Annotated in this window: 15 protein-coding genes and 1 pseudogene; 14 read left to right on the top strand and 2 right to left on the bottom strand. The window is 71.1% G+C overall.

All coding sequences use genetic code 11. The annotated features are described in order from the left end of the window. Window positions 1–593 precede the first annotated feature (593 nt). The 14 genes and pseudogenes from ABH920_RS49875 to ABH920_RS49810 all read left to right on the top strand — a co-directional run bounded on the left by ABH920_RS49875 (window position 594) and on the right by ABH920_RS49810 (window position 13,555). Window positions 594–872 (top strand): hypothetical protein, encoded by a 279-nt coding sequence (locus ABH920_RS49875; RefSeq protein WP_370356928.1) that lies wholly within the window; start codon window positions 594–596, stop codon window positions 870–872. Continuing rightward, complete coding sequence (locus ABH920_RS49870; RefSeq protein ID WP_370356926.1) at window positions 850–1,959, top strand: polyprenyl synthetase family protein; 1,110 nt, start codon at window positions 850–852, stop codon at window positions 1,957–1,959. Before ABH920_RS49875 ends, ABH920_RS49870 begins: the two co-directional genes overlap by 23 nt. 23 nt (window positions 1,960–1,982) lie before the next feature. Further along, the gene (locus tag ABH920_RS49865; protein WP_370356923.1) at window positions 1,983–3,236 is read left to right on the top strand and encodes an oxygenase MpaB family protein; all 1,254 of its coding nucleotides are present in this window, start codon (window positions 1,983–1,985) and stop codon (window positions 3,234–3,236) included. A 423-nt stretch (window positions 3,237–3,659) separates the two neighbouring features. After that, window positions 3,660–6,737, top strand: a complete 3,078-nt coding sequence (locus ABH920_RS49860; protein ID WP_370356921.1) for a nitrate- and nitrite sensing domain-containing protein — start codon at window positions 3,660–3,662, stop codon at window positions 6,735–6,737. Then, window positions 6,738–7,175 (top strand): roadblock/LC7 domain-containing protein, encoded by a 438-nt coding sequence (locus ABH920_RS49855; RefSeq protein ID WP_194917934.1) that lies wholly within the window; start codon window positions 6,738–6,740, stop codon window positions 7,173–7,175. After that, on the top strand, window positions 7,172–7,759 hold the full coding sequence (locus ABH920_RS49850) for an ATP/GTP-binding protein (RefSeq protein WP_370356918.1): 588 nt from the start codon (window positions 7,172–7,174) through the stop codon (window positions 7,757–7,759). The genes ABH920_RS49855 and ABH920_RS49850 overlap by 4 nt, the downstream gene beginning before the upstream one ends. Before the next feature lie 169 nt (window positions 7,760–7,928). After that, complete coding sequence (locus ABH920_RS49845; RefSeq protein WP_370356916.1) at window positions 7,929–9,134, top strand: ABC transporter substrate-binding protein; 1,206 nt, start codon at window positions 7,929–7,931, stop codon at window positions 9,132–9,134. A 135-nt stretch (window positions 9,135–9,269) separates the two neighbouring features. Further along, window positions 9,270–10,163: a branched-chain amino acid ABC transporter permease gene (locus tag ABH920_RS49840; protein WP_370356914.1), complete on the top strand. Its 894-nt coding sequence runs from the start codon at window positions 9,270–9,272 to the stop codon at window positions 10,161–10,163. After that, window positions 10,160–11,287 carry a branched-chain amino acid ABC transporter permease gene (locus ABH920_RS49835; protein ID WP_370356912.1) on the top strand — a complete coding sequence of 376 codons (1,128 nt, stop codon included), beginning with the start codon at window positions 10,160–10,162 and terminating at the stop codon, window positions 11,285–11,287. The genes ABH920_RS49840 and ABH920_RS49835 overlap by 4 nt, the downstream gene beginning before the upstream one ends. Next, on the top strand, window positions 11,284–12,186 hold the full coding sequence (locus ABH920_RS49830; RefSeq protein WP_370356910.1) for an ABC transporter ATP-binding protein: 903 nt from the start codon (window positions 11,284–11,286) through the stop codon (window positions 12,184–12,186). The genes ABH920_RS49835 and ABH920_RS49830 overlap by 4 nt, the downstream gene beginning before the upstream one ends. Further along, the gene (locus ABH920_RS49825; protein WP_370356908.1) at window positions 12,186–12,953 is read left to right on the top strand and encodes an ABC transporter ATP-binding protein; all 768 of its coding nucleotides are present in this window, start codon (window positions 12,186–12,188) and stop codon (window positions 12,951–12,953) included. Before ABH920_RS49830 ends, ABH920_RS49825 begins: the two co-directional genes overlap by 1 nt. Beyond that, the gene (locus ABH920_RS49820) at window positions 12,950–13,150 is read left to right on the top strand and encodes a hypothetical protein (RefSeq protein ID WP_370356906.1); all 201 of its coding nucleotides are present in this window, start codon (window positions 12,950–12,952) and stop codon (window positions 13,148–13,150) included. Before ABH920_RS49825 ends, ABH920_RS49820 begins: the two co-directional genes overlap by 4 nt. Further along, window positions 13,144–13,194, top strand: a pseudogene (locus ABH920_RS49815) (hypothetical protein); the annotation flags it as partial. The gene ABH920_RS49820 and the pseudogene ABH920_RS49815, both read left to right, overlap by 7 nt. Before the next feature lie 217 nt (window positions 13,195–13,411). Further along, a complete protein-coding gene (locus ABH920_RS49810) occupies window positions 13,412–13,555 on the top strand; it encodes a hypothetical protein (RefSeq protein ID WP_370356930.1) in 144 nt (47 codons plus the stop codon). A gap of 200 nt (window positions 13,556–13,755) precedes the next feature. Here the strand turns inward: ABH920_RS49810 and ABH920_RS49805 are convergent, their stop codons facing one another. Both ABH920_RS49805 and ABH920_RS49800 read right to left on the bottom strand, forming a co-directional pair. Continuing rightward, entirely contained in the window at window positions 13,756–15,108 is a 1,353-nt protein-coding gene (locus ABH920_RS49805) for a phenylacetate--CoA ligase family protein (RefSeq protein WP_370356904.1), read from the bottom strand. Window positions 15,109–15,127: 19 nt separating this feature from the next. After that, window positions 15,128–16,075, bottom strand: a complete 948-nt coding sequence (locus ABH920_RS49800; RefSeq protein WP_370356902.1) for an aldo/keto reductase — start codon at window positions 16,073–16,075, stop codon at window positions 15,128–15,130. Window positions 16,076–16,586 lie beyond the last annotated feature (511 nt).

Genomic DNA, 16,586 nt, shown 5'->3' with positions numbered 1-16,586 from the left:
CCGCCGAGGCGGGGGGTTGGGGATCCCTCAGAGTCTCGAGTGCCCCCGCCGGAGGCGCCTGCTCTTGATCTTAGGCACCCACCACGCCCGACGATCGCCGCCTACGCAACGCATGCGCAGTGACTCGGACCCGTGCGCGGTCTTGCCCAGCCCGGCCGCCAGCCGCCAACGCGTCCCCAGGCACGCCACCGAACTGCGCCACCCAGCGGATCCTTCTTAAAACCCTGCGAAGCCGTCAAAATCGCCTTTATGCCCACAGGCCAACGGCACATAGGCAACTCACCGCACACCCCGCCTGACTCCAGACCCCCTCACCAGAACCGCACCACGACCCCACCCACCACCACCGCCCCCAAACCACCACCGCCCCCAAACCACCACCGCCCCCAAACCACCACCGCCCCCAAACCACCACCGCCCCCAAACCACCACCGCCCCCCAACCACCACCGCCCCCAAACCACCGCCGTCCATTACTCACCCGCCGCATGTCAACCCCCATCACCCCGTCGAGCGAATCAGGGCTTGATGACGCCCGGCCCGGGGAAGGGGCCCGGCGTCGGAGCGGTGCGTGCGTGGGGGAGGGCCGGAATCGTGGCTGAGCAGGACCAGGCCGGGTCGGTGGCGCGGGACGCGATGCGCCTGTTGGCAGGCCTCGCCGATCTCGGTCTGGAGGCCGCTGAGGGGGCGGTGCGGCGTGCCCGGGGGGTGCTGGCGCGCTCGGATCTGCCGGAGATGGCCTCTGATCTGCACCGTGAGGTGAAGGCGCACGGGGACGTCGTGCTCGACCGGGTCGCGCCGCCCGCGCAGGCGCACATGGAGGCGTTGGCGCGGCGGGCTGCTGCGGCGCGTGACACAGCTTCCGGGGCGTGAGGTGCTTTCTCAGGCCGATCTCAAGTCCCGGATAGATGCTGAGCTTCGGGCCTTCGTGCGGGCCGAGACCGATTTGCTGGAGGCCGTCGATCCGCTGCTCGCGCCGGTCGGGGCGCAGTTGCGGGCGGCGGTCGCCGACGGCAAGCGCGTTCGTGCCTCCTTCTGCTACTGGGGTTGGCGGGCCGCCGGGCAGGGGGACAGTCCGGCGATGGTGCGGGCCGCCGCCGCGATGGAGCTCGTGCACGCCGCCGCGCTGGTGCACGACGACCTCATCGACGACAGCCCTCTGCGTCGCGGCATCCCCACGCCGCACATCGCGTTGCGGGACGCCACCGCGAAGGCGCCCGATCCCGACGGCGCCGCGCGCTCGCTGGCACTGCTCGTCGGCGACCTGCTGATGGCCTGGGCCGGGCAGATGTTCACCGGTTGCGGGCTGCCCGCGCTGTATCTGGCGCGTGCCAGGCCCATGTGGTCCGTCCTGGCGCGCGAGCTGATCGCGGGGGAGTGCCTGGAGGTTCTGCGTACCGGGACCGAGACCGATCCGCAGGAATCGCTGACGATCGTGCGGTACAAGACCGCCAAGTACACCGTCGAGCATCCGTTGCACATCGGCGGCCGGCTCGGCGGCGCTTCCGATCGCACGCTCCGCATCTTCACCGAGTACGGACTCCCGCTCGGCGAGGCGTTTCAACTGCGTGACGATCTGCTCGCAGTGTTCGGCGACCCGGTCCTCACCGGCAAGTCCAACCTCGACGACATCACCGCCGCCCGCCCCACCGCGCTCATCGCCTACGCCCGCCAGGGCGCCGCGCCGCGCGACCGCTCGGTGCTGGACCGCCTGCTCGGCCGCGACGACCTCGGCGCCGCCGACCTCGCCGAGGTCCGCGCGATCCTGCAGCGCAGCGGCGCGCGCGGCCGGGTCGAGCAGCTGATCGCGCAGCGCGTGCGCCGGGCCCGGGCCGCGCTGGCCGGAGCCGGCGCCGGCGCCCGAACCGGCACCGGTGCCGCCCCAGGCAGCACCCTGCCACGCTCCGCCGCCGAGGCGCTGGACCACCTGGCCGAAGCCGTCACCACCCGCAGGTCCTGACTTCCCCCGTCGAGGAGACCCTCATGCCCGTCACCCCCGAAGCCATGGCCGCACTGCGCCTGCGCGGCGACGACCCCGCCGACGCCACCGTCGACGCCCTGTTCGCGTCCGGCGAGATCGGCCACTTCAACACCCTGATGCGCTGGTTCGAGCGCTCCGGCGATCCGCTGCCCGAGGGCCTGCCGCAGGTGGCCCACGACTACCTCGCCGCCACCGCGACGCCGCCGGACTGGGTCGACTGGGACCGGATGGAGGCGGCGCGGATGTTCTTCATCGACAACAACGTCCACATCTCCACGGCGCTGTCTTTCGCCTCGATGCCGGCGTGTTACATGCTGCCGCACGTCGCCAAACTGCTGACCGCCACGCACGCCCTGGACTACCCGTCCAACCGCATGGCCGCGACCGGCCAGTTCACCGTCTACCTGATGCGCCCCGACGCCTTCGAGGCCGGCGGCTCGTTCGTCCCGGCCGCGCAGAAGGTCCGCCTCCTGCACGCCTCGATCCGTCATCACCTGCGCCGCGAAGGCGCGTGGGACGAGGCCGCCTGGGGCGTGCCGATCTGCCAGGAGGACATGATCGGCGGCCAGATGATGTTCTCGATCCAGGTCCTGGACGCGTTGCACCGGCTGGGTGTCCATGTCACCGAGGCCGGCGCGGATGCGTATTTCTACGCATGGCGCGTTGTCGGCGCGATGCTCGGCATCGACACCGGGACGGCGCCGGCGGATCTGTCCGAGGCGCGAGATTTCTCAGATCTCTACATGACGAAGTTCATGGGCCCCTCCGAAGCCGGCGTCAGCCTGACGCGGCAGCTCATCGAGCTGTACGAGGATGTCGTCCCGGGTACACTGCTTGACCCCGTGGTCCCGGCGCTGATCCGCTATCTGGTCGGCGACACCGCCGCGGACTGGCTCCAAGTGCCCCGCTCAGCGCTGTTCGACCACCTGGTGCCCGCCGCGCCGCTTCTGCTGGGCGTCACCGAACACCTCAAGGAACGCTCACCGCTGGCCGCCATGGTCATCGACCGGCTCGGCGCGGTCACCACGCGCTTCGAGCTCAGCTCCCTGACGCGCGGGCGTGTCATGCACTATGCGATCCCTGATCACCTCAAGGACGAATATGGCGTGGACAAGCCCAGGGATGAACGCTGGACGCCGCCTCCGGTCTCTGCTTTGCTTGCCGACCTGACCACCCCGGGCGGCGACTCGGGCGGCGCGGCGGGCGGCGATCCGGCCGACCCGGCGGGCGCCACCGAACAGCCGGCCGGCGCTTGAGGTTACGTGCTCGTGAACTCCTGATCGACCACATCGGCGTCGATTCCCGTCGGCGTTTCGTCTCGGAATCGGCGTAGTCATCACGTGTTTCTTCGGACTTTGGCAACACACGGTAGTCGCGGCGGGCGGACGCACCGGTCCGGCTCGTCCGGAATCGGACATACCCGGCACCTGGTAAGCCCTGAACGGCCTGTTCACCGGCAGTTTTGCGCGTTCCGTGTCCGTTCCACCACCCAGGCTGTCTCAAGCCAAGCACTTTCCGCTAGCATGCATTCGCTCGAACAAAGCAGTGGTCTGTTTCATGGCCGTCGGGTCGGCCTTTGACAGAACTTTGATCGAGCGTTGAACCACGCGTAGAAGCACCCTGACGTCGTTCGCCACCACCCGATGCGCCGACCAGCGCGGATCGCAAAGGCCCCAGTCGTGAGAATCACCAAGAAGCTCGGCATACTGGTCGCTGTCCCCCTGTGTGCCGTCTCCGGCTTCGGGGCCTTGGCCTTGGTGACCTCGACGTCCGGCGCGATCAGCGCCGGGCATCTGTACACCCTGATGAACTCCGCCTCGGCGGCCGGCGACCTGGTCGCCGAGCTCCAGGCCGAGCGGACCCAGGTCGCCCTGTTCCTGACCGCGCCGGCCGGCACCAATCTGAACCCGCTGACCGACCAGATCACCAAGACCCAGGCGGCGACCGCGGCCTACGAGGACAAACTCAAGGGCATGCCCTGGCTGTCCTCGGACGGCAAGACCCTGCTGAACCGGATCGACGGCGAGCTGCGGGCCATCGACACCCTGCGGGACCACATCCGCAGCGGCAACTCCCAGGCGCTGTCGGCGGCGGACTTCCAGTACCACATCGTCATCGCCGACCTGCTGGCTTACCACGACCTGGTGCAGAACTCCGGGGCCTCCTCGCAGGTCGCCACCATGCTGCGGGCCACCTCCGCGCTGAGCCAGGCCCGGGAATCGCTCAGCGGCGAGGAAGCGGACGTCCTGCGCACCCTCGGCGCGCCGTTCCAGACCGCGTCGGCGCAGCAGGACCTGATCGGCAGCCGCTCCAGCTACTCCAGCGCGATCGAGTCCTTCGGCGCCCTGGCCCCGGCGAGCTGGCAGGACGTCCCGAACCAGGCGCTCGGCGGCCCGGGCATGGCCGGTGCGGGCCAGCTGGAGGACACCGTCGCGGACACCCCGCCGGGCAAGGCCGTCCAGCTGGATCCGAAGCTGTGGACCACCACCCTGGACGCCCGGCTCGCGGCGCTGGACGGGGTGCGCCACGACATGGACCTGGCGACCCTGGACCTGATCGCCAAGGACCGCACCCGCCAGCGCGAACTGGCCGGCGTCGAGGCCGCGGCGATCGCCGGCACCATGCTGCTGGCGCTGATGGTGAGCCTCCGGCTCGGCCGGCCGATCATCAAGGGTCTGCGAGGCCTGCGCGACGGCGCGCACGCGGTCGCCTTCGAGGACCTGCCGGCCGCGGTGCAGGCGCTGCGCGGCACCGGATCGCTGACGGGTCAGACCCCTGAGGAGTTCGCCGACGAGGCGGCCGGCGGTCTGCCGGTGAAGGGCGACGACGAGATCGCCGCCGTGGCCCGGGCCTTCAACGCGGTCCGCCGCGAGGCCATCCGCACCGCCGCCGAACAGGTGCTGCTGCGCGCCGGCGTCGGTGCGGCGTTCGTCGCCCTGGCCCGCCGCGGCGAGCGCCTGACCGGCGCGCTGACCCTGGAGCTGGACAAGGCCGAGCGGGACGAGCAGGACCCGGACCGCCTGGCCCGGCTGTTCGTGCTGGACCACCTGGCCGCGCGCATGACCCGCAACAACGAGAGCCTGCTGGTGCTCGGCGGCGAGGGCACGGTGCGGGTGCGCGACGAGGGCGTGCCGCTGATCGACGTGATCCGCGCCGCCTCCGGCCGGATCGAGCGCTACTCGCGCGTGGACCTGGTGAACGTCGACATGAGCGTGGTCGTGGCCCCGCCGGTCGTCGACCACCTCGTGCACCTGTGCGCCGAGCTGCTGGACAACGCCACCGCGTTCTCCTCCCCGGACAGCCGGGTGCTGGTCGACATGCGGGTGCTGGCCGACCGCATCATCGTGCAGATCACCGACCGCGGCATCGGCATGACGCCGCGCCGGCGCTCGGAGCTCAACGCCCGGCTGACCACGCCGACCCACCTGGACGCGGCCTCGGTCAAGGCGATGGGCCTGACCGTGGCCGGGCAGCTCGCGTCCTGGTACGGCATAGCCGTGGAACTGCGGCAGAACCCGCAGGGCGGCACCATCGCAGAGCTCGTACTGCCGCCGACGCTGTACTGGACGCCCGGCGCGCAGGAGAGCTCCTTCACCTCGTTCTCCGCCTCGCCGACCGCCGCGATCAACACCCTGGCTTCCGGGATGGGACAGCCCGGCGCGTACGGCTCGAACCCCGGCGCCGCGGCGGGCGTCGGGGCCGGTGCGGCGAACGCCGCCGGTGCGGCCGGTGCGGCCGCGGCCGCCGGCAACGGCAGCCGACGTCGCCGAGGTGCGGCGCCTGAGGAAGGCGCCGAACAGTACGGGCCGGGGGCCGGCGGCGGCTTCGACCCGCGGCAGCGGCCCGCGCCGTACCCGCAGCCGCCGGTTCCCGCGGCGGCCATGGACGGCGGTCCCTACGGCGTGACCCAGCCCGGCATCAGCGAGGGCGTCAACGGATTCCCGCCGGCCCCGATCCGGGTCCGGCCGCTGAGCCGCCCGTCGGGTCCGGTGGCCCCGGTCGGCGGCGCGGTGTCCGGTCCCGGAGTGGCCGACGGCCCGGTGAGCCCGTGGCTGGCCGGAGCGCTGCGCGGCCGGGCGGCGGCCGAAGCGGCCCAGGCCGCGCAGGCGCAGGCCGCCCAGGCCGCGCAAGCCCAGGCGGTCCAGGCCGCGCAGGCCGCCGCCGCCCGGGCGGCGCAGGGTTCGCAGCCCTCGTGGCAGAACCAGCCGCAGTCCGAGTACCAGGTGCGATCAGCGTTCGAACCCCCGGCGCAGCCGTCCTATCAGGAACACCCGTCGTACCAGCCCCGGCCCTCCTACCCGGCTCCGGCCGCCGCCACCGCGGCCCAGCCGTCGTTCCAGGGCGAACCGTCCTACCAGCCCCGGCCCGGGGTCCCGACGCCGGTGCAGCCCTCGTTCCAGAACCAGCCGTCCTACCAGCCCCGGCCGCCGGCCCCGGTCCCGGCACCGGCCCCGGTGCAGTCCCCGTACCAGGCCCAGCCTGCTCTGCCGACCGCGCCCCAGGCCTCGGCACCACCCCCCGCGCCGGCCGCGGAGCAGGTCAGGACGACGCACGGGCTGCCCAAGCGGGTGCCGTTGGCCCGGCTGCCCGCCGAGGCCATGGACGACACCCCGGAGGCGACCAGCCCGGCCGAGCGCGACCCGTCCCGGGTCTCGGCCTCGATGGTGGCCTACGCCCGAGGGATCGGCGGCCGCGGCGCCCCCGGCAGTGTCCCCCAGACCCCCTACACGCCGCCTTCAAGTACAGGGACCTTCTAAATGTCGCTCATGCCCAGCAGTCCCCCCGACAATCTGGACTGGCTCCTCAACGACTTCGCACTGCGCGTACCCGGCGTGGTGCACGCGCTGGCCGTCTCGGCGGACGGTCTGGTGGTGGCGGCCAGCAACGACCTGACCGACGAGCAGGCCGAGAACCTGGCCGCGGTGGCCTCCGGGCTGGTCGGCCTGCTGGCCGGCGCGGCGCGGCTGCTGCACGCCGCTCCCGTGCAGAGCAACCTGACCGAGCTGTTCGGCGGCTTCCTGTTCTCGATGGCGGTCAGCGACGGCGCCTCGCTGCTGGTCTTCGCCCGCCGCGAGTGCGACATCGGCCAGGTCTCCTACACCATGGCCGAGCTGATCAACCAGGTCGGCGCCGCACTGACGCCGATGGCGCGCTCGCGGATGCTGGCCCGTGAGGCTTCGGCGAGGATGCGGTGAACCGCGCGAACCAGGCCACCGCGGCGAAGATCGTCGTGGCCGGGGGCTTCGGCGTGGGGAAGACCACGCTGGTGGGCTCGGTCTCGGAGATCCAGCCGCTGACCACCGAGGCGGAGATGACCGTCGCGGGGGCGGGCATCGACGACGTGCGGGGCATCCCGGGCAAGACCGCGACCACCGTGGCGATGGACTTCGGCCGCATCACGCTGGCCCAGGACCTGATCCTGTACCTGTTCGGCGCGCCCGGGCAGGAGCGGTTCTGGTTCTTCTGGGACGAGTTGGCCCGCGGGGCGATCGGCGCCGTGGTGATGGCCGACGTGCGGCGGCTGGACGACGCGTTCGCGGCCATCGACTTCTTCGAGCACCGGTCGATCCCGCACGTCGTGGCGATCAACCAGTTCGACGGCGCCCCCATGCACGGCCACGAGGAGATCCGCGACGCGCTCTCGGTCCGGGACTCCGTCCCGCTGCTGATGTGCGACGCGCGCCGCCGCGAGTCGAGCAAGCGGGTGCTGGTGACCCTCGTGGAGCACGCCGTGACCCAGCTGCGGATGAACCCCGACGCGGCCTACGCCGGCCAGTGAGCCGGACGGGGCCGTGCCGCATCGCCGCGGATCGCTGAACCACCGAACCACCGAACCACTGCATCACCGCACCAATCGCATTCAACCGTGCGAGCGGCGGCCTGCCGGACCCGACCGGCCGGCCGGCGTTCCGGGTGACCACTGATATCAACCGCTTAAGGAGAAAGTCTTGTTCTCGTCCCGAGTACCGGCGCGCCTGCGGGCGTTCGTGGTCGTCGGCGCGGTGACCGCGCTCGCGGCCGCCGGTTGCAGCAGCAGTACTTCGAGCAAGAGCAGCGCCAAGGCCGACGCGCCGATCCACATCGGCCTGATCACCGCTTTGACCGGCAGCAACAAGGCGCTGGGCCCGGACCACCTGAACGGGTTCCAGCTCTACCTGGACAACCACGGCGGCAAGCTCGGCGGCCACACCGTCAAGCTGGACGTGGGCGACGAGGCCAACGGCGGCTCGGCCGCGGTGCCGGTGGCCAAGAAGATGATCGAGCAGGACCACGTGCTGGCCATCGCCGGCATCGTGGCCACCCCGACCATCCAGGCGGTCGTGCCGATCGCCACCGCGGCCGGCGTGCCGGTGGTCAACACCGGCGGCCGTCCGACGGTCAAGGACGTCTCGCACCTGTGGACCATGAGCTTCATGTCCACCGACCCGGGCGGCGCGATGGGCCCGTACATGGCGCAGAACGTCCAGGGCTCGGTCTACGCCTTCGGCCCGGACTACCAGGGCGGCTACGACCAGCTCCGCGGCTTCACCGACTCCTACACCAAGGCCGGCGGCAAGCTCGCCAACGACGGCGGCAAGCCCACCTTCACGCCGTTCCCGAACACCTCTGACTTCACGCCGTACCTGGCGAAGGTCAAGGCCTCCGGCGCGAAGGCCATCTACTGCTTCTACACCGGCCAGAACGCGATCGACTTCGTGAAGGACTGGTCCCAGTCCGACGCCAAGGACATCCCGCTGTACGCCGCGGGCTTCATCACCGAGGGCGGCACGCTCAAGGCCGAGGGCTCGGCGGCCAACGGCATCATCACCTCGATGAACTACTCGCCGGACATCTCCAGCGCCGCGAACCGCGCGTTCGTCTCGGCGTGGAGCCAGAAGTACAACGGCGAGGCGCCGCCGGCGACCGCGATGTACAGCTGGGACGCGGCCTCGGTGCTGGACCAGGCGATCGCCAAGGCCGGCTCGAACCTGACCCCGGAGGCGATCAACGCCGCGATCAAGGCGATGGGGCAGATCGACAGCCCGCGCGGGACCTGGCAGCTGTCCGCGGACACCCACGTGCCGGTCCAGAAGTGGTACCTGCGCAAGGTCGAGATGGACGGCACGGCGCTGGCGAACGTGAAGATCGGCGACCTGGCGACCATCGGTAGCTGATTCGTCGCCGCGGGGCCGGTCGAGCAGGATTCTGCTCGACCGGCCCGATGTGCTTGACGGATCGACGAGCATTGTCTGTATTGCCGCAACACCGCACAACCGCACAACCTGCAAGAGCACTGCGAAAGGGGTTCCATGGGTGCGATCAACGCGCACTTCGTGCCCGCGCTGGACGGCGTGGCCTACGGGCTGCTGCTCTTCGTCGCGGCCGCGGGCCTGACACTGCTGTTCGGGATCGGCGGTGTGCTGAACATCGCCCACGGGACCCTGTTCGCGCTCGGCGGCTACCTGGCCGCGACGGTGTCCAACGGCTCCTGGTCGTCGGCGTTCCTCGGACTTGCCGTGGCCACCGTCGGCGGCACCCTCGGCGGCGCGGTGCTGGCCGCCGGGACACTCCCGCTCGCCGATCGCGGGCACTTACCCCAGGCGCTGCTGACCTTCGGCCTCTCCCTGGTCGGCGGGGACATCCTGAGCACCGTCTACGGCGGGGACGAGCACCCGGTCGTGATCCCGAACTCGGTGAACGGGACCGTGCACATCTTCGGGCACGTCTATCCGACCTACCGCCTGATGTTCATCGTGGTCGCCTCGGTGCTGGCGCTGGCCGGGACGTACATCCTGGGCCGGACCCGAGCCGGTTCGCTGCTGCGCGCCGCGGCCGACGACCGGGACATGGTCGGCGCCATGGGGTACGCGCCGTGGCGCGTGCACGCCGCGCTGTGCGGGGCGGCCGGGGCGCTGGCCGGGCTGGCCGGCGGGCTCGGCGCGCCGATCATCGGCCCCGGTCCGGACACCGCCGACAAGGTGCTGATGCTCTCGATGGTGGTGATCGTGCTCGGCAAGCCCGGCTCGGTGGTGGGGGCGTTCCTGGCGGCTATCGCGGTCGGGGAGATCGAGACGCTCGGCGTGTCGATCTCCTCGAACTGGGCGCCGTACCTGCTATTCGGGCTGATGGCGGTGGCGCTGGTGGTGCGCACGTTCCGGGGCTCGTCCGCTTCGGCGGGCGTCGCGGTGGGAGCGCACGCATGACGGCGCCGACGGTTCCCACGGACTCGGCGAATTCCGAGGAGCCGGCGGGCTCGACAGCTTCCGAGACGACGGTCTCCGGCTCCGGCTCGGACTCAACGGTCGCGACGCTTCTCGGCTCGCCCCGGGTCCGCGTCGGGATACCGGTCGCGGTGCTGGCCGCGTTCCTGCTGATCGCACCGTCGAGCTTCGACGGCTACGGCATCAGCCTGCTGTCGAAGGCGCTCGCGCTGGGGGTCCTGGCGGTCAGCGTCAGCATCCTGGCCGGGTACTCGGGGCTGCCGACGATGGGACAGGCGGCGCCGTTCCTGGTCGGGGCCTACACCGCCGGAGTCCTGGGGACGCACGGGCACACCATCGGCGTCGTGCAGCTGCTGTGCGGGACGCTGGTCGCCGCCGTGTTCGCCGCGGCCACCGGGTTGGTCGCGATCCGCACGCGCGGGGTGGCGTTCCTGATGACCACGCTGGCGCTCGGCGAGCTGACGGTCACCGCCGCCGGCGAGTGGCGGTCGATGACCGGCGGGACGGACGGGATGTACGGCATTCCGCCGGTGCAGCCGCTGCCGGGGATGGCCACCCTGGACTCCGACCGGAACGTCTACTGGTACGTGCTCGCCGCCACCGCCGTCATCGTGGCGATCGTGTGGCGCGTGCTGCGCTCGCCGGTGGGCAAGCTGCTGCTGGCGTGCCGGGACCACGAGGCGCGGATGCGCTCGGCAGGGCACCCGGTGACGCGGTACCAGTGGCTCGCCTATGTCGCGGCCGGTGCGCTGGCCGGGTTCGGCGGCGTGCTGATGTGCACGGTCAACCAGTACGTGTCGCCGGACGACGGCAGCTTCTCCAATTCCGCGCTGGTCCTGCTGGCCGTGGTCCTGGGCGGCGCGACGTCGCCGCTCGGCGCCCTGCTCGGCGCGGGGCTCATCGTGGCCACCCGGGACTGGCTCGCCGGGCCGTTCCCCGGACACGGGCCGCTGCTGCTGGGCCTGATGTTCATCATCGCGGTCTACGTGTTCCCGGACGGCGTCGCCGGGATCCGGTTCCAGGCGCTGCGTGTGCCTCAGCTGCCGCGGGTGCTGCGTGTGCCTCGGGCGGATCGGGTGCCGAAACGACGGGGAGGATCGGCATGAGCACTGCGTCCGGATCGGCGGCGATCGAGGTCAGCGGTCTGACCAAGGCGTTCAGCGCGACCGTCGCGGTCGCGGGCCTGGACCTGCACTTCGAGGCCGGACGGCGGCACGCGGTCATCGGGCCCAACGGCGCCGGGAAGACCACGCTGCTGAACCTGATCTCCGGGGAGCTGCGTCCGACGGCCGGCCGGATCCGCTACGACGGCCGCGACGTCACGCGGACCACGCGTGCCAAGCGCTCCCGGCTGGGCATCGCCCGCACGTTCCAGCAGCCCACGGTGTGGAGCACGCTGTCGGTGGCGGACAACATCGCGCTGGCGGCGTGGCCGCATTCCGACGTGCGCGGCAAGTGGCAGCGCCGCAGGTACCGCAAGCTGTCCGAGGCCTGCGAGTCGTACCTGGAGACCGCTGGCATCACGGCGCTCGCCGACCGCCCGGCCGGCGCGCTGGCGCACGGCGAGCGGCGGATGCTGGACATCGGGATGGCGCTGGCCGCCGATCCGCGGGTGCTGCTGCTCGACGAGCCCGCCGCCGGGCTGACCGACCAGGGCGTGGAGCGGCTGCTCACGGCGATGCGGGCGCTGCCGGAGCAGGTGACGGTGGTGGTGGTCGAGCACGACTTCGCGTTCGTGGCGGCGGTCGCCGACACGGTCACCGTGCTGCAGGACGGGGCGCTGCTGGCGACCGGGACGCCGGCGGAGATCGCGGCGGACGCCGCGGTGCGCGAGGCGTACTTGGGGGAGTCGGTGGTCGGGTCCGGCACTGCGGCGCCGGCGGCCGTCGAGGCCGAGGCCGAGGCCGATGCCGACTCCGGCCGACCGTCGTACTGGAAGTTCGATGACAGCTCCGATGACAGCTCTGATGACAGCTCTGATGACAGCTCCGAGGAGACAGTCTGATGCTCAGTCTCAGTTCCCTGACCGCCGGCTACGACGGCGGCACCGTGCTGCACGGCCTGGACCTGGAGGTCCCCGAGGGCTCGGTGCACGCCGTGGTCGGTCACAACGGCGCCGGCAAGACGACGCTCATCCACACGGTGTCCGGCCTGGTGTCGACCTCCTCGGGCCGGGTCGAACTGGCCGGCGCGGACGTCACCCGCCAGCCCGCGCACCGCCGGGCGTGCTCCGGCGTCGGCCTGGTCCCGCAGGGCCGCAGGGTGTTCCCGGGCCTGACCGTGCAGGAGCACCTGGCGCTGGCCTTCGGCCGCCGCAGCCGTCGCGAGCGCGCCACCGCACAGTGGACGCCGGAGAACGTCAAGGAACTGCTGCCGCGCCTGGCCGAACGCGCCGGCCACCGAGGCCGCCAACTCTCCGGCGGCGAGCAGCAGATGCTGGCCATCGCCCGTGCCCTCCTCGGCCAGCCCCGCCTGCTGCTCCTCGACGAGCCCACCGAAGGCCTCGCACCCCTGATCGTGCAGGACATAGCGGACCTCATCAAAAAGACCCTCCCGGACCGAGGCCTGACCATCCTGGTGGCCGCACCCCGCCCCGCCTTCGCCGCCGACGTCGCCGACCGCGTGACCATCCTGGTAGCCGGCCGCATCGCCGACGAATTCAGCGCCAAGGAACTCCGCGACGAACCGGACCGCGCCGCCGAGGCCATGGGCCACGCCGCAGCGGAGGGAGCCCCCGCCTCGCCGAGCCGCGCGGAGACGGTGTCTCTTTGACGCAGACGCAGGGCCTGGCACGGATGACCGACGGGGCGCAGATCCGCTGGATCGCGCCGGAAGACAGAACACTGGGACCACCCGTGGTCATGCTCCACGGCGGCCCGGGCCTGCCGGACTACCTGGGCGATGTCGCCGCCATATCGACGACCTCGCCGAACTGCTGGATGCGTGGGGCGGGGACAAGGCAGTGCTGATCGGGCATTCCTACGGCACCGACCTGGCGAGCAGGTTCTGCCTGGCGCACCCTGATCGGGTGGCTGCGCTGTTGTTGTTGTGCGGACCGTTCGTCGGTGACTGGCGCACGGCATATCGAGCCGAACGCACCCGCCGCATGACCGCGGCGCAGCAGGAGCGGCTTGGCGAGCTGGAGGCACTGGCGCATCGCACGGAAGAGGAGGCGCGGCTGGCAGTGGGCCGCGCACGCTGCCCGCAGCCGCCGCCCCGTGAACTGGGCCATGAACAGCGAACTGGGCAACGATGGCTTTGCGGACCCGATCGAACAGCACCTCGACGAGCTGCGAGCGTGCCTGCCGGCGCACACCGATCCCCGGCGGCTGTCAGCGTTGGAATCACTCGCACTCCGGCTGGAAGTCCCGTAGACCCGGATCGACGGCGGCGGGCACGAACCCTGGCTGGAGCAGTCCGAGGCTGTTCGGAGACACCTGCGGCGATTCGTGCAGCGCGCGGGTTGTCCGGAAAGAACGGTCCCTGGCAACCGCACCGGCGGCGTGTTTGGCGACTGCACGAGCGGCGGCGGCGAGCCAACTGAACCTGCTCGCGCCGCCGCTTCCGAGTGTCCTCAGCCGGCAGGTCGCCGATCGTGGATCCGCGGCGCTTTCCAGCTCACCGGCCCCTGGGCGTCGATCGCCGTCTCGGCGTCCGCGACCAGGATCTCCACCTCGGTGTCGAACGTCTCGCGGCAGGCCGCGATCCGCGGCTCGACGCCTCGGGGTCCGGCGCCGTCGCCTTCGTGCTCCGGGGTCAGGACCAGTGTCAGGACATCGCGTTCGGCTTGCCGGTCGATCAGGATCCGATGGTCCAGGAAACCCTCGATGCCGTCGATGAGCAGATCTTCGAGCTCGTACACGCTCGTCTCGACGCCGTTCAGGACCAGCCGTTCCGCCGCGCGTCCCAGGACCTCGACCCGGGCGTCGGGGTGCAGTCGTACCAGGTCGCCTGTGCGATAGCGGACCAGCGGCTTCGACCCCTGATACAGGTGTGTGGCCACCATCTCGCCGCGGAGGACCCCGTTCGCGTCGGGGATCGCCGGCTCCAGCGACAGCGGATCCACCACCTCGTAGTAGTTCAGCAGCGGCGTCAGTCGCAGGCTTCCGTCCACCGAACCGAGTGCCAGTACCGAAGACTCCTGCGATCCGTACAGCGACAGGTGTGCCTGCGCGCCCCACAGCCGGCCGATGTGCGCGAGCAGGCTTGGCGGTGCCGTCTCGCCGGTGAGCATCAGCACGTTCATCGCGTAGTCGCGGCGCGGATCCGATCCCGACCGGATCGCCGCCTTGGCCAGCGCGACCGCCATGCCCGGGGTGCAGAACAGCCCGGTCACCGGCAGCTCGCGCATGACGCGCAGCGCGCGGTCGAAGCCGACCATCGGCGAGTACGGCCACATCTTGACGCTCGCGTAGCCCAGGTTCCGGCACACCTCCGTGAACGTGTCCCCGTGCGCGTGCAGTTCGCTGGGCCCGCAGACACCCATGACCTGCTCGTCGCCGAAGCCGCGCAGCAGTGGCTCGTACTGCACCGTCATCGCGATGTTGGTGTTCAGGCTGTCGACGTCCGCGCGCGGGCTCGGCGTCGAGGCTCCGGTCGTGCCGGTGGTCTCGTAGTAGACCCAGGCGCGCTGGACCGGCAGCGAGGACATGCCGAAGCCGTGGTCCCGCAGATCGTCCTTGGTGGTGAAGGGTATGCCCGCCAACGACTCGGGAGTCAGTTCTTTTATATCCGTCGGCTCGATGTCCGACAGCCGTTCGCGGTACAGCGGGGAGTGCTCCTTCGTGTGGCCGAGGGTGGCGACGAAGGCGTCGAGCTGGTGGGCGTCGAGCTCGGCCGGGGTCGTCCGGCCCTCCTGGTACGCGCGGTACCGGGCGAGGATCTCGCGGGCGAGGTCGTCCAGCTCGGGTCGGAAAACGGTGTACATACGGGCCTTCCGGAACGGGTCAACTGTTGTGACGCGGCTTGTCGGCGGGCAGCATGCCGGAGCGCACGGCGTCCATGCGGTGGCCCGCCACCGCCTCGGCCGGCGACAGGCGTTCGAGCAGCGCGAGATCCTCGACGCTCAACTGGATTGAGGCGGCCCGAATGTTGTCCTCCACGTGCGAGGCGCGTTCGGCGCCCGGTATCGGCACCACGTCGTCCCCCTGGTGGTGCACCCACGCCAGCGCCAGCTGCGCCACGCTGAGCCCCATCCCGGCCGCGACGTCCTCGAGGGCTGACACCAGGCGCATGTTCCGGTCGAAGTTCTCGGGGTGGAACCGCGGGTTGATACGCCGCTCGTCGGCGGCACCCAGGTCGCCCAGCTCCCGGATGGCCCCGGACAGCAACCCGCGCGCGAGCGGCGAGAACGCCACCACCCCGATGCCCAGTTCCCGGCAGACGGCCAGCGCCTCGCCCTCGACGTCGCGCGTGAACAGGCTCCACTCACTCTGCAGCGCGGTGATCGGCACCACCTCGTGCGCGCGCCGGATGGTCTCCGGTTCGGCCTCCGACAGGCCCACGTACCAGATCTTGCCCTCCTCGACGAGCTCGGCCATGCCCAGCATGGACTCCTCGATCGGGGTGTGCGGATCGACCCGGTGCAGGTAGAACAGGTCGATGTGGTCGACGCCGAGCCGCTGCAGCGACCGCTCGCACGACTCCTTGATGTTCCGCCGGGTCCCGCACAGCTGCCGCCCGGCGTCCCCGCGCCCGCGCACGATCCCGCACTTGGTGGCGATCACGACCTGATCCCGCCGCCCCCGCACGGCCTGCCCGACCAACCGCTCGTTGCGTCCGAGCCCGTAGATGTCCGCGGTATCGAGCATGGTCACGCCCGCATCGAGCGCGCGGTGAACGGTCCGCAAAGCCTCCCCGGGATCCACCGGCCCGCGAAACTCGCTGAGCCCCATGCACCCCAGCCCCTGGGCCGGGACGCTCAGCTTCCCCAACTGCCGAAGGGGTGGGCGCCCGGCTTCCGCCTCCCCTGAAAATCGCCCTTGACCTGGTGTAACGGCATGATGCACGTGCCCTCCTGTGTGCGCTGTGGCGTCGCCCCCGAGGATGGTCGCGCCCAGCATAGAAACGTTAGGGCTCTTATGTAAGGACTAGAAATTAGTGGGCTGATATGCTGCGCGCGACAGTTTGTTCGAAATCGGGAGACAGTCGGCACGGGCCGTTTCATGAGAGAAACGAGCACGGGCGTGCTCGGTTTTTTCGGCGCTGGTGAGCTGTGTGTGGGTGCTGGTGGCGGGTGCGGTTTGGTGGTGGATTTTAAGACCTTTTTACGGCTTCGCAGGGTTTTAAGAAGGATCCGCTGGGTGGCGCAGTTCGGTGGTGCCCCACTGGTTGCGCTGGCGGCCGGCGGTTGTCCGTGGCCCCGCGCGCGGTCGTGTCCACGAACACCGCCGGCCGCCAGCGCGT

The sequence above is a fragment of the Catenulispora sp. EB89 genome (genome assembly GCF_041261445.1).
Classification (GTDB): domain Bacteria; phylum Actinomycetota; class Actinomycetes; order Streptomycetales; family Catenulisporaceae; genus Catenulispora.
The sequence above is the reverse complement of the archived record's forward strand: the minus strand, read 5'-3'. Positions and strand labels throughout refer to the sequence as shown.

What these genes read in the sequence shown, in the direction of transcription:
- ABH920_RS49830 (WP_370356910.1), top strand. Translation starts at nt 11,284, where the DNA reads ATGAGCACTGCGTCCGGATCGGCGGCGATCGAGGTCAGCGGTCTGACC.
- ABH920_RS49805 (WP_370356904.1), bottom strand. Translation starts at nt 15,108, where the DNA reads ATGTACACCGTTTTCCGACCCGAGCTGGACGACCTCGCCCGCGAGATC.
- ABH920_RS49810 (WP_370356930.1), top strand. Translation starts at nt 13,412, where the DNA reads ATGAACAGCGAACTGGGCAACGATGGCTTTGCGGACCCGATCGAACAG.
- ABH920_RS49855 (WP_194917934.1), top strand. Translation starts at nt 6,738, where the DNA reads ATGTCGCTCATGCCCAGCAGTCCCCCCGACAATCTGGACTGGCTCCTC.
- ABH920_RS49825 (WP_370356908.1), top strand. Translation starts at nt 12,186, where the DNA reads ATGCTCAGTCTCAGTTCCCTGACCGCCGGCTACGACGGCGGCACCGTG.
- ABH920_RS49840 (WP_370356914.1), top strand. Translation starts at nt 9,270, where the DNA reads ATGGGTGCGATCAACGCGCACTTCGTGCCCGCGCTGGACGGCGTGGCC.
- ABH920_RS49865 (WP_370356923.1), top strand. Translation starts at nt 1,983, where the DNA reads ATGCCCGTCACCCCCGAAGCCATGGCCGCACTGCGCCTGCGCGGCGAC.
- ABH920_RS49835 (WP_370356912.1), top strand. Translation starts at nt 10,160, where the DNA reads ATGACGGCGCCGACGGTTCCCACGGACTCGGCGAATTCCGAGGAGCCG.
- ABH920_RS49800 (WP_370356902.1), bottom strand. Translation starts at nt 16,075, where the DNA reads ATGGGGCTCAGCGAGTTTCGCGGGCCGGTGGATCCCGGGGAGGCTTTG.